This is a genomic window from Flavobacterium bizetiae (assembly GCF_902804475.1).
Taxonomy (GTDB): domain Bacteria; phylum Bacteroidota; class Bacteroidia; order Flavobacteriales; family Flavobacteriaceae; genus Flavobacterium; species Flavobacterium bizetiae.
On record NZ_CADCSU010000180.1, the window covers coordinates 1 to 18,401 of the forward strand.

Annotated in this window: 11 protein-coding genes and 1 tRNA gene; all 12 read left to right on the top strand. The window is 31.9% G+C overall.

Annotated elements, in window-relative coordinates:
* Positions 1 to 105: 105 nt before the first annotated feature.
* The 12 genes from FLACOL7796_RS22410 to FLACOL7796_RS22465 all read left to right on the top strand — a co-directional run bounded on the left by FLACOL7796_RS22410 (position 106) and on the right by FLACOL7796_RS22465 (position 18,168).
* Positions 106 to 1,341 (top strand): exonuclease SbcCD subunit D, encoded by a 1,236-nt coding sequence (locus FLACOL7796_RS22410; RefSeq protein WP_173973004.1) that lies wholly within the window; start codon positions 106 to 108, stop codon positions 1,339 to 1,341.
* 1 nt (position 1,342) lies between these two features.
* Positions 1,343 to 5,077, top strand: coding sequence for an AAA family ATPase (locus FLACOL7796_RS22415; protein WP_173973005.1), 3,735 nt, complete (start codon positions 1,343 to 1,345; stop codon positions 5,075 to 5,077).
* A gap of 24 nt (positions 5,078 to 5,101) precedes the next feature.
* Positions 5,102 to 7,264: an AAA family ATPase gene (locus tag FLACOL7796_RS22420; RefSeq protein ID WP_173973006.1), complete on the top strand. Its 2,163-nt coding sequence runs from the start codon at positions 5,102 to 5,104 to the stop codon at positions 7,262 to 7,264.
* Between the two features lie 38 nt (positions 7,265 to 7,302).
* Positions 7,303 to 9,300, top strand: a complete 1,998-nt coding sequence (locus FLACOL7796_RS22425; RefSeq protein ID WP_173973007.1) for an ATP-dependent nuclease — start codon at positions 7,303 to 7,305, stop codon at positions 9,298 to 9,300.
* A complete protein-coding gene (locus FLACOL7796_RS22430) occupies positions 9,293 to 11,140 on the top strand; it encodes a UvrD-helicase domain-containing protein (protein ID WP_173973008.1) in 1,848 nt (615 codons plus the stop codon). The genes FLACOL7796_RS22425 and FLACOL7796_RS22430 overlap by 8 nt, the downstream gene beginning before the upstream one ends.
* Positions 11,141 to 11,167: 27 nt before the next feature.
* Positions 11,168 to 12,493 (top strand): hypothetical protein, encoded by a 1,326-nt coding sequence (locus FLACOL7796_RS22435; RefSeq protein ID WP_173973009.1) that lies wholly within the window; start codon positions 11,168 to 11,170, stop codon positions 12,491 to 12,493.
* Positions 12,463 to 13,143, top strand: coding sequence for a condensin complex protein MksE (locus FLACOL7796_RS22440; protein ID WP_173973010.1), 681 nt, complete (start codon positions 12,463 to 12,465; stop codon positions 13,141 to 13,143). The genes FLACOL7796_RS22435 and FLACOL7796_RS22440 overlap by 31 nt, the downstream gene beginning before the upstream one ends.
* A complete protein-coding gene (locus FLACOL7796_RS22445) occupies positions 13,136 to 16,456 on the top strand; it encodes a ring-infected erythrocyte surface antigen domain-containing protein (RefSeq protein WP_173973011.1) in 3,321 nt (1,106 codons plus the stop codon). The genes FLACOL7796_RS22440 and FLACOL7796_RS22445 overlap by 8 nt, the downstream gene beginning before the upstream one ends.
* Positions 16,431 to 17,408 (top strand): hypothetical protein, encoded by a 978-nt coding sequence (locus FLACOL7796_RS22450; protein WP_173973012.1) that lies wholly within the window; start codon positions 16,431 to 16,433, stop codon positions 17,406 to 17,408. Before FLACOL7796_RS22445 ends, FLACOL7796_RS22450 begins: the two co-directional genes overlap by 26 nt.
* A 119-nt stretch (positions 17,409 to 17,527) precedes the next feature.
* Positions 17,528 to 17,602, top strand: a tRNA-Gly gene (locus FLACOL7796_RS22455).
* 59 nt (positions 17,603 to 17,661) lie between these two features.
* Positions 17,662 to 17,814, top strand: a complete 153-nt coding sequence (locus FLACOL7796_RS22460) for a GIY-YIG nuclease family protein (protein WP_173973013.1) — start codon at positions 17,662 to 17,664, stop codon at positions 17,812 to 17,814.
* A 6-nt stretch (positions 17,815 to 17,820) separates the two neighbouring features.
* A complete protein-coding gene (locus FLACOL7796_RS22465) occupies positions 17,821 to 18,168 on the top strand; it encodes a DUF4113 domain-containing protein (RefSeq protein WP_394367915.1) in 348 nt (115 codons plus the stop codon).
* Positions 18,169 to 18,401 lie beyond the last annotated feature (233 nt).

Genomic DNA, 18,401 nt, shown 5'->3' on the forward strand with positions numbered 1-18,401 from the left:
TAACAGCAATATGGTTTTCCGTAAAATGGATACGTACTAAAGAATGATATTTGAATTATCTTTTATAATATAGTTCAAAGTGTACTTATTAAAAGCAAAGTAAATATGAAGATTCTACATACTGCAGATTGGCATATAGGCCAATTGTTTCACGAATACGACCGCACTTACGAACATCAACAGTTTTTAAGCTGGCTAATTGCTACTTTACAAACAGAAGAAATAGATGTTTTACTTGTTAGTGGAGATATTTTTGATATTTCAAATCCATCTGCCTCATCAATAAAAATGTTTTATTCTTTTTTAAAGAATGCGATTAAAATAAATCCTGATATACAAATAGTAATTACAGCAGGTAATCACGATTCGGCATCTCGTTTAGAGGCTCCAAAACCCTTATTGGAATCATCTAATGTACATATTGTAGGCATAGTTGAAAAAGATGTAGATGGTAATATAGATTACGAAAAGCTGCTTGTGCCTATTTATGATGATTCTAAAAATGTAAAAATATGGTGTCTTGCGATTCCATTTTTACGCATGGGTGACTATCCAACATTATTAAATTGTGCAAATCCTTACACTGAAGGTGTAACTGCATTATATAAAGAGGCGTTTGAATATGTTACTTTAAGAAAGCAAGATGGACAAACCATAATTGCTATGGGGCATTTACATACACATCACGCAGAAGTAAGTGATTTAGATAAAGCAGAAAGACTTATTATGGGAGGTGTAGAATGTATTCCAGCTAGTGCATTTCACGAAGATATAAAATATGTAGCACTAGGGCACATTCATAAAGCACAGAGAATAGGTGGACAAGATCATATTAGATATTCTGGAAGCCCATTACCAATGTCTTTTTCTGAACTAAATTATAAACATCAAGTTATTGTTTTTAAACTAGACAAGGAAATTAGCGAATTAAAATCCATAGAAATTCCAGTATCTGTGCCACTTCAAAGAATTCCACAAGCTCCTCAGCCGTTGCATGAAGTCATTGGATTATTAGAGAATTTATCAGAACCGGATGATATCAAAGAACCTTTTCCATATCTGGAAGTTCGTATATTACTGGAAGGGCCTGAACCTGCTTTACGACACAAAATAGAAACTGCACTAATGGGTAAAAAAGTAAGGTTAGCTAAAATTGATGTGAAATATCCATCATCAACGCAGCAAGTATCCGAATTTATTACGCCAGAAAAATTGAACGAATTACAGCCTATAGATATATTTGATAAAGTGTACCAACAGCGTTACAATAGTGAAATCCCAGATACGATTCTGCAACTTTTCCAGCAAGTGACGCAGGAAATTAACCAAACGGCCGAATAACATGAAAATATTAGCTATTCGAATAAAAAATCTAGCTTCTTTAGAAGGTAATACAGAGATCGATTTTACAACCGAACCATTGTGTTCTGTGGGAATTTTTGCTATCACTGGAGCTACGGGAGCAGGAAAATCAACTATATTAGATGCAATATGTCTTGCTTTATATGGAAAAACACCCCGCTACCTACAGGCAAAAGAAATAGGAATTGAAATTCATGATGTCCAAGGAAGCAAATTGAACCAAAGTGATGTTCGGGGTATTTTAAGAGACGGAACTTCTGAGGGTTTTGCTGAAGTAGATTTTAGAGGTATTGATGAGCAAAATTATCGTGCTATTTGGAGTGTAAGACGTGCTCGAAATAAGGCCGAGGGTAGTATGCAATCAGATTCTATAACATTGACAAATATCAGCTCCAATACTGTCATTCCAGGTAAAAAGCAAGAGATCTTGAATGAGATTGCACGTTTGGTAGGCTTAAATTTCGAACAATTTACCCGATCAGTATTGCTGGCACAAGGTGATTTTACTGCCTTTATGAAAGCTAATAAAGATGAAAAATCTTCTTTACTCGAAAAACTCACAGGAACCCATATCTATTCTGAAATTTCAAAAAAAATATTTGAAAAATATAAAGTAGAAGAACAACAACTTCGAGATCTTAATTTACGAAAAGATGGAGTTATTATTCTAACTGACGAAGAACAAAAGAGTTTGGTGGAGGAACAAGGAATTTTGGAGATTCAAATTAAAAGTTTAGAAAAAGAGATAGAAATTTTAGCAGCAGAAATTGTTTGGCAGGAACAGTTTTCCCTGTTACAAACCAATTATCAGAATGCGCAAATCTCATTACAAACTGCAAATGAAGAAAAAATAAATGCACTTCCCCGCAAACAAAAATTGATTGTTACTGAGGCGATTCAACAAACTAGGAGCTGGGTAGATGCTTTGAAACACGTACAAAATCAACATGCTGAAAAAACAGCTAACTTAATTACTTTGAAGGAGGCTATAAAGTCATTAGAAGAAAAAAAAGAAAAGTTGAATGATGAGATTGTAGCTTCGGGAACTGCATTGACTGCAAATAATAAAGCTTTGAATGATGCTCTTCCAATTTTAGAACAAGCCAAAAAATTGGATACGATAATTGTTGAAAAAAGAGAGCAACTGCAAAAAGCAAAACAAGATGCAAATGATGCTACAGCAGCTATAAATCAACATCAAAAGGTTCTCACGGGTAAACAAACTGAGTTTTCCGGGGTTTCTACTCATATTAAAATCATAATGGATTGGAAGAATGAAAATAAGGAGCGTAGACCGGTTGCTGAAAATAAAGAAATTATTTTGTCCAAATTACAAGATGCTCAAAAGCTATTGGAAATTTTTCAATCTTCAACTACAGTACTTAATCAATTGCAAGATCAGATTAAGATAGATGAAACTAAAAAAAATGAAGCCGAATCTAATTTGGAAAAAAAAGCTTTTGAATGGCAAAATTTAACCAAAATCTATGCTGTTAAATCAAAAGAGTTGCTGCTAATTCCTATTGAAACCATACAGTTGGATAAGATTGCGATAGATAATACTGTTGAAAATACTATAAAAGCACAAGCTCATTGGTCATTGTTTCATGGTGCTTTAACATACATAGATATTTTAAAAAATAAACAAATTAAAGATCAGTCTGATTATCCGATAAATCAGCAGGCCTTAAAACAACTTTCACAACAATTAATAGTAGAAAATGCGGAAAAAGAAACTGCATCTCAAATATTGCAGCAAGCTATTCTGGCATCCGCCGAAAATGTAGAATCGCTTAGAAAGGGATTGATTGATGATGAACCTTGTCCAGTATGTGGTAGTAAAACTCACCCTTATGCCGAACATAATCCGCATTTGGAAAATGTATTGAAGGTGTTAACAGATGCTTATGATGAAAAAGAGCGTATTTACTTAAACAGTTTCAGAAAACATAATGCTTTGGAACAAGCATTTCAAATCTTGCATCAAACTATTCAGAATCAAGAAGAAGAGATTAAGATAAAACTGGTAGACCAGGAAAAGAACAAGCAGATCTGGGAGCAATTTGATATTGCTAAAGAAACCCTAACACTTTCCGATGAAAAAAAGGCTGAATGGATAGAGGGAAAATTACAAGAACTTAAAGCAAAACAGGCTGATTTAATTTCAAAAATACAAGCTCATTCCAGCCAAAAGCAACAACTGGAGGTAGATAAAAATAAAAACGATGCTTTAAAAGAAATTGTTGAAACTCTTGGTAATGAAGTTAAAGATTTGAAGAGCAAACTATCAATTTATCAGGAACAACTAAGCAGCAAAACTAGAGAACGTGACAAAGCAACTTCCGATCTTGTTTTAGTAGAAGAGTTACTTTCACCATACTTCACAAGCTCAGACTGGATGGCTAAATGGAAGGCTGCACCAATCAATTTTACTAATGATATTGCGAGTTTTTCACAAACCTGGAAACAATACTCCGAAGAACTGGAGCAATACATTGGTCAAAAAAGTGTACTTGCAGCAACTTTGAAAGAGCTAGAAAGCCAATCTCAAAATCTTACAGCAGAGCTTACTAAAAAGACCTTAACGTATACCACACAGTATCAAAGCTATCAGATTATTGCTCAAGATCGTGCTAATATTTTTGGTGGAAGACCTGCAGAGCAATTGGAATTAGAGTTGAAACAATCTGTAGAAAAGGCACAACAAAAGTTGGATCAGTTTAGAGAAATGCTGCAACAGCTGAGTATTGATTTAACAAAAGCCAATACCCAAAAAGAAGAATTAGAAGATACGATAAATACATTGCAGATTGATGCAACAGCAACAGCACAAAAAATAGAAAACTGGCTTAGTGATTACAATCACAAGAACGGTCAATTGCTAAGTACAGAAACACTTTATGAGCTGCTAGCATTACAAAACAGTTGGATAGAAGCCGAACGCAATGCATTGCAATTCATTGAGGAAGAAGTAACGAAAGCAACTTCTATCCTCGATGAAAGGAAACAATTACTAGATGCTCATAAACAAACGGCATTATCAGAGCGCTCATTAGATGAATTGAATGAGTTGATTGCTATTAAAAAACCTGAGACTGAACAACAAAAGCAGAAAAAGGGCGAGATTGGTTTTAAATTACAACAAAATGAAACCAACAAAACCCAGATAAGCGCATTACTCACAAACATTGGGGAACAAGCTGATATAACAGAAAAATGGAGTAAATTAAACGAAATTATAGGTTCTGCTGATGGTAAAAAATTCAGACAGATTGCACAAGAATATACACTTGACGTTCTGCTGGGCTATGCCAATATTCATTTGCAGGAACTCACGAGCAGATATAAAATTGAACGTATTCCAACTACTCTTGGTTTGCAAGTAGTAGATCAGGACATGGGAGATGAGATACGTACAGTTTATTCACTTTCTGGTGGAGAATCTTTCTTGGTATCACTTGCTCTTGCGTTAGGTCTCGCTTCGTTATCCTCAAGCCGTATGAAAGTAGAATCTCTATTTATCGATGAAGGTTTTGGTTCATTAGATCCTACTACGCTCAATATCGCGATGGATGCTCTAGAACGATTACACAATCAAGGGCGTAAGGTTGGCGTGATTTCCCACGTTCAAGAAATGACGGAAAGAATTCCTGTACAGATTAAAGTGAGTAAACAGCAGAATGGGAAGAGTATCGTAGAAGTTGACAATTTATAACTTATTTATAGAAAATTTAATAGTATGTATGTATCAAGTGTAAAAATTAAGAATTACAGGGGTATAAAATCTGATGAACTAGATGCTTCACTTTTCATTTGTATTATTGGTGAGAATAACGCTGGAAAATCAACAATATTATTAGCAACAAGTCTGTTCTTTTCAGGTAGCAGTTTAAGCAAATCTGATTTTTTCAATGAAGAAGAAGCTATTGAAATTGAACTCACTTTTTCAGATGTAAAAGAGGGAGACATAAATCGATTATCTCCTGATCACCGTGATAGAATTAAAGAAATAATTATTGATGATAAACTAACATTAACCCGTTACTATTATACAGATGGAAAATCTGAATTGCTATGTAGTCGACTTACTCCCAAAGAGGGAAAATACGCAAAAAATGTCATTGGAGAATTAATGAAGGGGAAAAGAGGTAAAGATATTTCAGTAGCAGTTATAGAGATACTTTCTGAACATAAAGACAAATTTGATGGGCTAACTACACAAAAAGATGTTTTTGCAAAACTTGATGAAATTATAGATGAATTACCTGTTGAACAAAAAGAAATGAAACTTTCACCTTTGCCTACAGGTATTGAAAACAGTATTAAAATTCTTTTGCCAGAACCTATTTATATTGCTGCAGTTAAGGATCTTAAGGATGATATTAAATCAAAAGAATCAGCAACTTTCGGAAAACTCTTAGGTATCTTAATGAGGTTTCTTGAAAAGTCAGAACATTTTGAAAGGATAACTGATTCATTTGATGATTTGCATAAATTGCTAAACGTAGTTAGAGAAGCCGAACAGATTACTGACAATAGAATTGAAAAATTACAAGATATAGAGAAACAAATTGGTTCATTCCTCTCAGAAAATTTTCCAAAATCAAAAATAGAAATTGAAATACCTAAACCAGAGTTAAAACAAGTATTTACTAATGCTAGATTACTAATTGATGACGGTGTAAGGGATATTATTGAAACAAAGGGAGATGGTATTAAAAGAGCTGTAACTTTTGCATTACTAAGAACATTTGTTGAGCAATATAAAGAACAACGAAAAGAGGCTGGGGCTTTGAAAAAAGTCGATGTAGAAGAAAATCAAGAGGTTGCAGAAGTTGCCGTCGAAGTAAGTGAGCAACCATATCTTTTTCTATTTGAAGAGCCTGAATTATACCTGCATCCGAGTGCGCAAAAAATATTATTTGCAGCATTAGAGAAACTAACCGAGGTAAATAATCAGGTTTTCGTTACTACACATTCACCCATGTTTTTTTCACCGAATTCCACAGGAACTTTTGTTAAGGTAGTAAAAGAATATCCAGATGCAGGAAAGCCATATGGCAAGTTCTTAACGGTCAATCTTCTAAAAGAGATGGCTGCAAAAGACGCATTTCAGATTATATGCTATGAAAACAACACAGCTGCCTTTTTCTCAAGCAAAGTACTTTTGGTCGAAGGCGATTCAGATATAATTTATCTGAAGGAGACAGCTAAACTCCTAAATCCAGAATGGGATTTTGATGCTCATAACATTCCAATCATTTCAATAAATGGAAAATCTAATGTTAAAAGATTTACTGATTTCTACGGGTTTTTTCAAATAAAATGCTTCTGTATCGTCGATTCGGATGCTTTGATTGATGGTTTTGAAAAATTTACGGTCTCAGAAGAGTTAAAAAAACAAAGAGAACAGTTGTTGGGTGTACTTGATAAAATAGCTGATGAACAAGGCATACAGGCAGATTTACCTGGAAGTAAAATAAAAGAGTTACTAAGAAGATACTCTTGGAAGGAACGATATAATAAGCTAAAAGAACTAGGTCTAAAAATAAAAGCTGGTAAAGCATTAACTGAAGAAGAAACGTTTGAAATTGATTTTTTATTCATAGAAGAGGAAAATAATCTGAGACGAAGAGTATTTACAGATAAGACTATAGAAATTCCCGAGAAATATTCTCTGTTAGCAGCATTAAGATCCATTGATATTTTTATCCTTTCTCATGGAGCTATAGAAAGCTACTATCCCAAAGGCGTTACGGGCGACGATAAGCCAACCAAAGCACTGAATGCTGTGGGAATCCTCGGAGGGCATGAGGATTGTAGACAGCATTTACCAACAATCAAAATTGATGAACTGGAGGTATGCGAATTAGAAATAATCTTTGAAAAAATATTTTCCTGAATTAAGTCAATCTACCTAAAAACAAATATAAAATAAAAATGGCACAGCATAAAAACCCATACATATCTAGAGTTCAAATAAAAAACTTCCGAAATTTTCTGAATGTTGATGTAGAATTAGATCATAAACAGGTAATCATAGGCGAAAATAATGTTGGAAAAACCAACTTTTTAAGAGCTATACAACTCATTTTGGACAAAGACTACTCTGATTCAGATAGACAATTAACCCCCGAAGATTTCCACGATAGTATTGATAAACCAATGGAAAATGGGGAAGAAATTGAGATTAATTTAGAGATAAAAGGCTATGAGCATAACAGTAAACTTAAAGCACAATTTGTTGATGCTATAATATCAGCAGATCCTCCAATATTACGATTTACTTACAAGTTTGTAGCTAACAGAGATGAGTTCGGAAAAATAATCAATTATAAATATATTATTTTTAAAGGTAGTAGTGAAGATAACAGATTCACGAATGAAGATCGAAGTTACATTAACATTTATGTTATAAAAGCATTGAGAGATGTTGAAAGAGAACTTAAATCAAATAAGAATTCTCCTTTATATAAACTGGTTAAACAATACGAAGTATCTACACAGGATTTGGAAGAAATATCTGAGGCTCTGAAAGAAGCCGCAGAAGGAATTCTAGAATTGGATGAAATTGTTCATATTAAAGAGATTCTTTCCAATCGCTTTGCCTCTTTATCAGGAATTCAAACGGATCATAAAATAACATTAAGGACTTTTGATATTGATACTGAAAGACTACTCTATACATTGCAGGTCTATATGGGATTAAAGGAAAGGCCTGTATCCGAATTAAGTTTAGGACTAGCTAATATTCTATACATCTCTTTGATGCTCATTTTATTAAAAGACAAAACAATTTTGCCTATAATAAAAGCTGAACAATTTGAGTTGCTACTAACTGAGGATGAAAAAGGAATACTGTCAAAATTATATGAATTAAGCGATAAAGGAAATCATGTCCTAAAAAAAGAAATAGAAGAGAGTGATATAGAATCTTTGTACGATTTCATGGATGAACATAACTATAGGCACCAAGCATTTACAATTTTAGCAGTAGAAGAGCCAGAAGCACATTTGCATCCTACATTACAACGATTGATTTATCGAGAAGTTCTTCATAGTAGTAATACATCGGTAATATTTACTTCACATTCAACCTATATCACATCCGTAACTCCACTCAATTATATTGTGCATATTCGAAAGATAGACGACAGCAGTAAAGTTTTCTCCACGGTCAACTTATCATTATCGCGTAAAGAGAAAAAAGATATTGAACGTTATATTGATGCTAAACGAGGGGAGATTTATTTTGGTAAAGGAATTATTCTGGCAGAAGGCATAACAGAAGAATATTTTATTTCTGCTGCTGCAGAGTTGATAGAAAAAAACTTAGATAATTTCGGAATTGTAGTTTGTAATATTGATTCCACGAATTTTAAGCCTTATATTCAATTACTAGAAGCTCTTTATATTCCTTGGGTATTATTTACTGATGGTGATTATTATGAGGTTGAAGAATATGTTGATGAAAAAGGTAATTCTAAGACCAAGCGAATTTACCATATAATGGATAAAGATACAGGTCGAGAATTTGGATACAAAGGGAATGAAAATGTTTTAAAAATTCTTTCTACACTTGGAATCATAGCAGAAGATGACGAATTGGATGAAGACGAAATTAGAGCTAAAGGATGTTTTATAGGGGAATATACTCTTGAAGTTGATATGATGAATGATGCAGATGATACTGGAATTGAAATACTCAAAAAAGTTTACAAGGAGTTGAAATCAGGAGGAGATGAAATGCAGGAGAATTTTGAAGAAGCTATCGATGCAGAAGATTATTGGTTAGCACTTAAAAAAATTGAGGGTAATATTAGTAAGGGACGCTTTGCGCAACGTCTTGCTGATAACTTAACTACTGAACTAGTTCCTAGTTATATAATTGAAGGTATTGAAGCAATAGTTGAAAAAGTTAAAGATTCTTATGAATAATTTATTTTTTGAAGATTTAGAACTAATAAAAAAAGATGATAAGCAATACGAAGCTTATCAATCAATGAGCAACTCCGTAATTATTGCGGGTCCCGGTAGTGGTAAAACACGGGTATTAACCCTAAAGGCAGTAACTCTTGCAAAGAGTCACATTCATAAGCCTTGTGGACTAGCATGTATCAGTTACAGTAGAGAATCTGTTAGAGAACTTAAAAAACGATTAAAGAGTTATGGTTACACCGCAAGTAACAAAGATTTTATAGGAACAGTTCACAGTTTTAGTTTATTACATGTAATTCAACCTTTTGCACATTTATATCCTGAATACAATGTAATATATCCTATCAAAATCCTTCCTAATGATATAGAAAATAAACTTTATCATTCTACACTTAAGGATTTAAGCATTGAAGATCCATATAAATTATCTCTGTCTGATATCAATAAGCATAGATCTCTTTCCCTACAAGGACGCAGTTTAGTCAATATGGAGTCGTCCGAGTTAATTATAAAGGCTGCTAAAATTTATGAAGCAAAAATTAGTGAAACTGAATACATTGATTTTACCAATATTATCAATCTTTCTGCTAAAATAATAAATGAACAAGAATATGTCCGAGAAACTTTAAGAAGTCAATTCCCTTGGTTATTAGTAGACGAGTATCAAGATTTAGGAAAAGCACTTCACGAAATGGTTCTCGAATTAGTATTTTACGCAGGAATAAAACTATATGCAGTTGGAGATACGAATCAGTCGATTTATGGATTTAATGGAGGTTACCCAGATTTTTTATTAGAGCTTACCGATAATGACAACCTAAAGACAATTGAACTTGTGTCTAATTATAGAAGTTCTCAACACATTATCGATGCTTCGATTGAAGCTCTTAAACCCGTTCCCCCTTATCCAAAATATGTGGCTGGTAAGAGAAAAGATGATATTGCAGATTTCACCTTTATTAGTTGCGATAATGGAATGGAACCTCAATATGAGGTTATCGCAAAAAAAATAATTCCTAATTTGTTAGCTAGGGAAATTGCTTTAAATGAGATTGGAATTATAGCCAGCTCTAATTCGCAAATTCAGCACATGGCTATTTTCATGAAACAAGAAGAAATACCTTTTTTTATTGTCAAATGGAGCTTTGAAAATAGTGCAGTTGTTGTATGGTTACAAGATTGCGCGCAATGGTGCATAGACAAAGAAACGCAATCATTTGAGAAATTATTTATTTTTTGGAGAAATTTAATAAATATCCATAATGATTCAAGAAAAAACAATGTCGATATTTATCTAAAAACTATATTTCATAAAGTACTTACCAATAGCTTAGAAAGTAATGATTGTTATGAATGGTTACGTCATATTACAGATGAATTGAAACTTAGGGATACACTTATAAACTCAGAAATTTATCCTAATGAAATTGATAATTTAGATAAATTATTAAGTGAAGCAAAACTGCGTAATCTAAAAGATTCAAAAATTAAAAGATTTGCAAATCTTGGATCGCCCGAAAATGAAGTAACTATTACTACTAGGCATAGCTCAAAAGGTCTTGAGTTTGAAGTTGTAATTTTGTTAGGAATGGAAGAAGGAAATTTTCCGTATTATTTAAATTTAAATGATGAGATTGCACTGAGTGAGGATCAAAGACTTTTTTACGTATGTATCAGTCGAGCAAAGAAAGCATGTATTCTTTTAAGGTCAGAATCGTTTACAAAACAAACAAGATGGGGAGAAAAAATATTTTCGTACCCTCCCTCACGATTTTGGGTTAGCTTACACGAAAAATTTGGAAATGATCAAAATACTTTCACCCAGAATAATTATGAATAATCATATTTATACTTATCGAAGAAGCAGATGAAAGAAATAGATTTATATTCTGAAGCGAAGCCACGCTATTATCAGCTCATCCCCAATAAAGAAGATGGATTGATCATTCTTGCATTATACCAAAAATACCAAAAGCAGGAATTTACGGAAGACCAGATCATACAAATCATAAATAAAGTTCTTGCTGATTTAGGAGGTTCACAAAGAGAAGAAAATAATAGAAACAATACAATTATTCTACGTCTACAAGAATTCTTTCTTTGGAGAGACAGGAAAAGAAAAGTGTATGGATTTAAAAACTATGGAGAAGAATTTTGTCAGAAAGTATTCAAACGTCTCTCAGAAAGCTATCATCCTGCAAAAATAGAACGTTTATTCAAGCATTTACTAGATACTTTAATAACAAGTCTTGAAAAAAATCCTGCTGAGATCTTGATTTGGATAGACGACCATTTCAATCATAGAAGCAATGAACTTGCCTTGCAAATTGAAATATTGGATCAGCAAGTGAGCGAATCTGTTGACGAATTTCGTTTCCAGATCAAAGAACCTCAAGCAAATATTATTCAAGTAATTGATACCATAAGTGCAGGATTAGATCAGATTAAACAGCATACTTACGAATTGACCAAGGGCTTTCAAATCACTTACGATATAGATGATATCTTACAGAACATGCTTAAAAATCAAGAAAATTTTGAACTTCTGGATAGTATTAATTATATATTAGATTACAATCAAAAAGTGCGGAATCATTTAGATCAAGTAAGCATACGTATCGACAAGATAAAGCCACGCATTCGTGAATTTATTTTTGAATTCAATCAAAGAGAACTTGATAGAAAAACAGATAAGTTTCTTCATTATTTATTAGACAATGCTTCTTATCTGCGTCAAGATAATCAATCCAAGAGACTCGTATTCCCTGATGAAATTGAATCATTTAGTGTTAGGCTCCCAGAATCTGTCCCTCGATTTTATATTTTCACGGAGAAAGATTTTGTTAGTAAATCGCCGTTACCGCCTGTTGTCAGATTAATAGATGAAGAAAGAAGAAGGGTTACGGTGATAAAAAATATTGAAAAACTTGAATTTAAGAAAAAAGTACAATATTGGGTAAAAAAAGCTATAGACCAAATTGAACAAGACGGAAAACTCGATTTTTCTCCATTTTTTTTTAGAATTCTTAGTGATGAAAAGAATGATCTTAATATTGCTGTAAAAACTGCTCATAAATTGATAAAACAGTGTAATAGCTGTCAATATGAAATAATTGTCGATCAAAACGAATATCGTAATACAAATTATGCAAATCTTTCACTATGGAATATGACGATACTGAAAAGGATCTAAATTTACGCTATGCGTTTATGTTAGATAAAGCAGCTAAAAATACATTTGCTAAACTTGATTATTTGTTGAAATCAGGAATGCATATACAGAGAAATTTCCCCAAACCAGTTTCGCTTTATGCCTTTTTAGATAAACATTTTGTTAGTTTGCAAGCCTATTATGATGACTTCTTTGACATGTTGCTCAAAAAAGAAGGAGAAGAATGGAATACCTATTTCTATATTGATTTTCATGAAGGTTCTAGAGGTAAAATTCCAACGGATAATCAGTATCGAAAATACCTTAAATCAGAATATATTCTGATTGGATTGATTTTTTTTAAGATTTACAAAGTTGATGGAAATATTGAGTTAGCTAAAATATCGGATTTCATCAATTTACTGTATCAAGAATACGATGAATTATTGAATAAAATGCAACGTATTGTGTCGTCTATTGAAAGTGATGCGGATTCAGATATGAACGAAGAAAAGTTAAAGGGTCTGGTCTATAGAGCATTTACAGAATTTGAACAACTTGGCTGGATAGCAAGAGATGTAAATGATAATGATTTTTTTATTTATCAACCTTCATTTGAAAGATTAAGAAAGATCTATTATCCGCAAATTGAAGCGATTGACAATATAATAAAACGAAAAAATCATGGCTAATTTCCAACCAAAAATTTATAGTTTATCGACACTTAATGTAAGACAGCACTTTAATTGTGATTATAAATTTAACGATTTCAGGACAGACTTTAGTGGCGAAAGTGGAAGTGGTAAAAGTTTAATTGCTGACTTTATTCAATTGCTTTTAGTTGGTTCAAAAGTTTTCAAATCAGGAACAGAAGGTATAAAACAAAGGGATACAAGTGGACTGGCACTTAAAAACCAAGATGGGAAATATGGTCGAGGTTATATTTTCATCAATGTTGAGGTGGAACCAAAAAGATATATTGTCTTGGGAGGTTACTTGGAAACTACAAGCAGTCAAATGCATTTTTTTATTATTCAATCTGGTTACGATTTTGAAGAAGTATTATCCGCAATGGACAAACCTATTTTTTATAAGGATTTATTAGTTGATGGAAAAATAGAAACGTTGCAAAACTTGGAAAAAATTCCTTTAGATACAGGATATCTTAAAGGTGTAAGTAATAAAAAGTATCATCAATTACTTTTTAATAATGGTTTACTGGCAGTAGATCTTAGTCAAAATATGCAAAGTCTAAAAAGTTATGCAGCAATTATTCGTTCATTTTCAAGAGGAAAAGGTTTCTTTACTGATTCAGATGCTCTGAAAAAATTTCTTTTTGGAGATGATGATCAGAAACGACTTTTTGATAAATACCAAGACGATGTACAAAATATTAATTTAGACCAACAACAACACCAACGTTTGTTGGAAGAAATTGCTACAATCAAAGATAAAGAACTAAAAATCGAACATGTACTTCGTGATTTTCAAAATTTTAAGCAATCTAAAATGAAGTTCAGTTTGGAAAACGTAAGTTTTTGGTTTACACAAAATGCTATTAAATTTAAAGAATTTCAAAAATCAAATCAAGAGCATCAAGCAATTAATATCAAAAGACTTTTGACCAAAAGAAAATTGGCTAATGTAAAACTGTCTGATATTAAAAATCAAAATGAGGCAGTAATTCATTTAAAAAATGAGATTAGAAATACTGAGATGCAAGAGGAAAAACTTATATCTGATTTAGATCGAGCCAAGAAATTACTAGATGAAAGTACAAAATATAAAGATATTATAGAAAAGGTTAACAATTGGTTCAATAATAATAGAGCCGATTTAGACTCCATTCGACAATGGCATTTAGCAGAACGCTCTAAAATCAATGATGTGGAGGCTCTCAAGACATTTGAGAATTTCCTTAAAGATAATAATTTACAAAAAGATTTAGAAAAATCAGATTGGTTTAATGATTATTCAAAAGCAGGAAAATTAAGCAATAAAAAGCTAGCTGACCTTGAACTATGTATTGAAAAGTTAGAGGTACAGCTTGTCTTTTCTGATCTTGACAATCCGGCATCATTAGCTAATTGGGCAATAGAATATTTATCATTACCCCTGAGTCTTGAAGAAGAGAGTTTACTAATTCATTTTCAATCATTATCGAGAATAGCTCCGGTGCCACCAAAAGGAAGATTTCTTCCTTTTCCTGAAAAACTATTTAAAAAGCCAATTACGACAGAAGTGGACAGTGGAGGATTTTGGCTTGAGTTAAATGGTATTTATGAGTTTATAACGGCTTGTGAAAAACAATATTTGAATGTAGCAGTTGATCAAATCAAATTAAACAAAGAGCCTTTAGATGCCATAAGACGACAACTTGCAGAATTAAAAGAAAAATATATTAGTTTTAAAAAATTAAAAGAAAAGTTAGAAAGTTATCCTGAATTGGAAAAAATGCTTTTTCTGTATAAGTCAAATCAAGATGAAATATTTACAGAGGTAGATGAGATTGCAGAATTAACTTCTACAGAACTGGAAAAATATATCTCTATTTTCGAAAACTCCGAAAAGAACTTAGAAAATTATGTAAGTAATAAAGAGTTTTATGATATTGCTTATGAGAATCTTACAAGTAGTAGGCAGATTGATAAAGCTAACCAAGAAAAGATTACTGAAATCGAAAACAATATGAGAAAACAATATGGTTCGATCGATTTCGAAAAATTGAAAAAGGAAGAAAGTGATCACATTTCGACTCTTGAAGTTCAGTTAGAAAATCTTGTATCTGAAAAAAACATAACGTCGGAAAAAATCCAAAACTTAGAAGAAGAGCTTTTTAATATTATTCCATCATTCAGCAAGCTTTATGAAATGGCCAATGATGTAGAAGTTGAACATAATGAAACTAAAGTTCATTTTGAAAAATGCCAAGAACAATATAGTTTAAGTATAATCAATTTGAATGAAGCAAGAACAATGTTTATGGTTGAGTATAATCGTGATTTTAATTTTGCTGAAGATTTGATTGAAATAGAATATCTTCCTAAAGAAAACGTAATTAATGAATCCCGAAGTAAATTTGAAGCTTCATATGAATGGGCCTCTAGTGGAATAGAAGACAAAATTATTTTGAAAGATTATTCAGTTGGTATACTTGCTCATAAGTTATTACCAACGGTTTTTCCTACGCAGCAAATTCAAGAGGATCTCATTGGAGAACAAATCGAAAAAAGACTAACAGAACTAACAAACGATTTGCAACATATTGGTTCTAGAAAAATAGAAATCCTTCATAATGTATTTAATGAAGTACAAAAAATCTATAATGATTGTTTGACAAACGTTCAAAGAATAACTAAATATTTGGCTAAAAATCAAATAACAGGAGGTAATTACGCAACTTTGCAACATAAACCCTCGCCGGGATATCCTGATGATTGGATGAAAATTTTCAGGAAACGCCTAACTAATGAAATGCAAGATGTTGGAATATTTGCATCTTCGGGTAATGGTAGTAAACAAGATATTGATGAGATAATGATTAATGTTTTTAGAGAGGCGAACGGAACTAGAGAAGCTAAAGTCCAAGATCTACTAAATCCTCTTTCATATTTTGATCTATTATTTGATATTAAATTAGAAGATGGGCAAAGTAATTCAGGAAGTAATGGACAAACATATACTGCAAACGCGCTATTATGTCTTGCTAGATTATCCCTCATTGAAGATAAAGATCAGTCAGGAATACGAATTATGCCTATTGATGAAGCAGAGGGCTTAGGAAGCAACTATGAAATGTTGCATAAATTAGCCAAGAAGGAAAATTATCAAATTGTAAGCATGTCTATTGAAACTGCCGGAGATATCAATGATGATGGACAATATATTTACATCATGCAAGATAACAAAGATGCTACTGGCTTAACGTACGTTCCTCCTTTAGGAATATTTCATAATGGTCAATTAACAGAAAATATAGATGAAATTTTTGAAGAAATTGAATAGCAAGGATCTCACATGGTCAGTACTAAAAGCCCTGCATGATCTTTATGAAAAAAAGAAAACTGGTGCTAAAATCCAAGAGAATGATTTCATAAGATATCTAATGATGCAAACAGATTTAATTGCTCAAAAAAAAGGCAATAATAAAATATTGATAGCACAAGATGGTTATGAAGAGTATTATGAAGATCATTTTTATGCCGCCTATAAATATTATTATGATTTTCTTAATCTAATGAACATTCGCCCAGATGGTGGCAAAAATTTCACAGAAGAAGATATTCGTACGTTGATTTTGATTTACGAAAGTAGAAATGAATTGAAGGATAAGCTGTCAAATATTGAAGATTTTTCTGCAAAAATTTTCGATTATGCAGGCTCTAAATATTTAAAACATAAGGATAGTGTTCGCAATGCTGTCTTAAAAATTCTTGAAATTGAAGAATTTCCACAATCAAATAAAGATCTGCAGTATAGATTAGTAGTTGACTATATAAATCCTAAAGCAATAATACTCTGCGAGAATAAATCTTTTTTAAAACAACCATGGAATGCTAACGAACTTGAAGTTAAATTGTGGTATGTAGGAGGGAACAATATTTCTATAGTAGATGATATTGATGAGATGGAATTAATTTACCCAATTTATTACAGTTGTGATTGGGATTTTGATGGATTAAAAATTTATCAAAGAATAAGCAACAAATTAAAAAAAAGAGGAGTGGATGTTAAAATTCTTGTTCCAACAACACCACACTTATATCTTCCAACAAATTCTTTTAAACATTATAGCAGATGGGATTACAAATTAGATTTTTCAGGACTAGACAGAAAATTGTTTTCTTCTAATGCCCAAGAACTAATTACTAAACTAGTAAAAGATGATTTGTGGATAGAAGAAGAAAGCAATGTATTAAAGGAAATGTATTTTCATAATTTAAATGACATTTGTTAGAGATAACTCACTTAAAATCTTTAAATCTTCAAGTAAAAGGTTCGTGTTCACTCCTTCCAAGTTCACATAAAAATACCACTCAAATTGAGTGGTATTTTTGTTTTATATCGAAATGGTTTAGTGCATAGCTCAGCTTGATAGAGCATCCCGATTTCCAATCGGGACGGTCGAAGGTTCGAATCCTTCTGCGTTCATGTAAAAGCGACTTAAACGAGTGGCTTTTTTTGTTTAAAATAATTTAATAAAAATTGATATGAATTTCTTCTACATTTTATACTCAAAGACATTAAATCAATATTATTTAGGTCATACATCCGAAGGTTTAGATGAACGGTTACGTAAACATTTATCAAATCATTCAGGATTTACAGGAAAAGCAAAAGGTTGGATTGTAACTGTGAATTAATTAATTGTGTTCATTTACATAAATCGCTTTCGTCAAGGCTCACCACAATACCATGGTTTTAAAACAGTAAAATTGCCTTTTCCAACATCTTCTACATTCGAATTGAATAAATATTCGCAAATTGCACTTGATTCTATTTTTGAATCTGGATATAGATATAAAAAAGCCGGAGTGATTCTAATGGGAATAAGTCAAGATAAAACACAACAACTCTTTATGTTCGAGTATGAAAACCCTAAACATAAAGTTTTAATGAATGTTCTTGATAGAATGAATTTAAAGTTGGGGGATAAAATAAAGTTTGGTAGTCAAGACTTAAAACGAAAATGGAAAATGCGACAAGATAGCTTGTGACCCTGTTTTTCAACAAATTTAAATGATATTATAAAAGTAAAATCTAGCTAATACTATGAATAGAATAAAACTTAGAAATAAATTAAGAGCAAGAAAACATAGAAATGAATCTTTTGGAATTTTATCTTTCCACTTATTATTTTTTATAGGTTTAATTTTTGCTGAAAATTCGATACTTAATAAAATTTTATTTTACATTCTTTTACTGGAAATTTTATACTTCATTTATATAC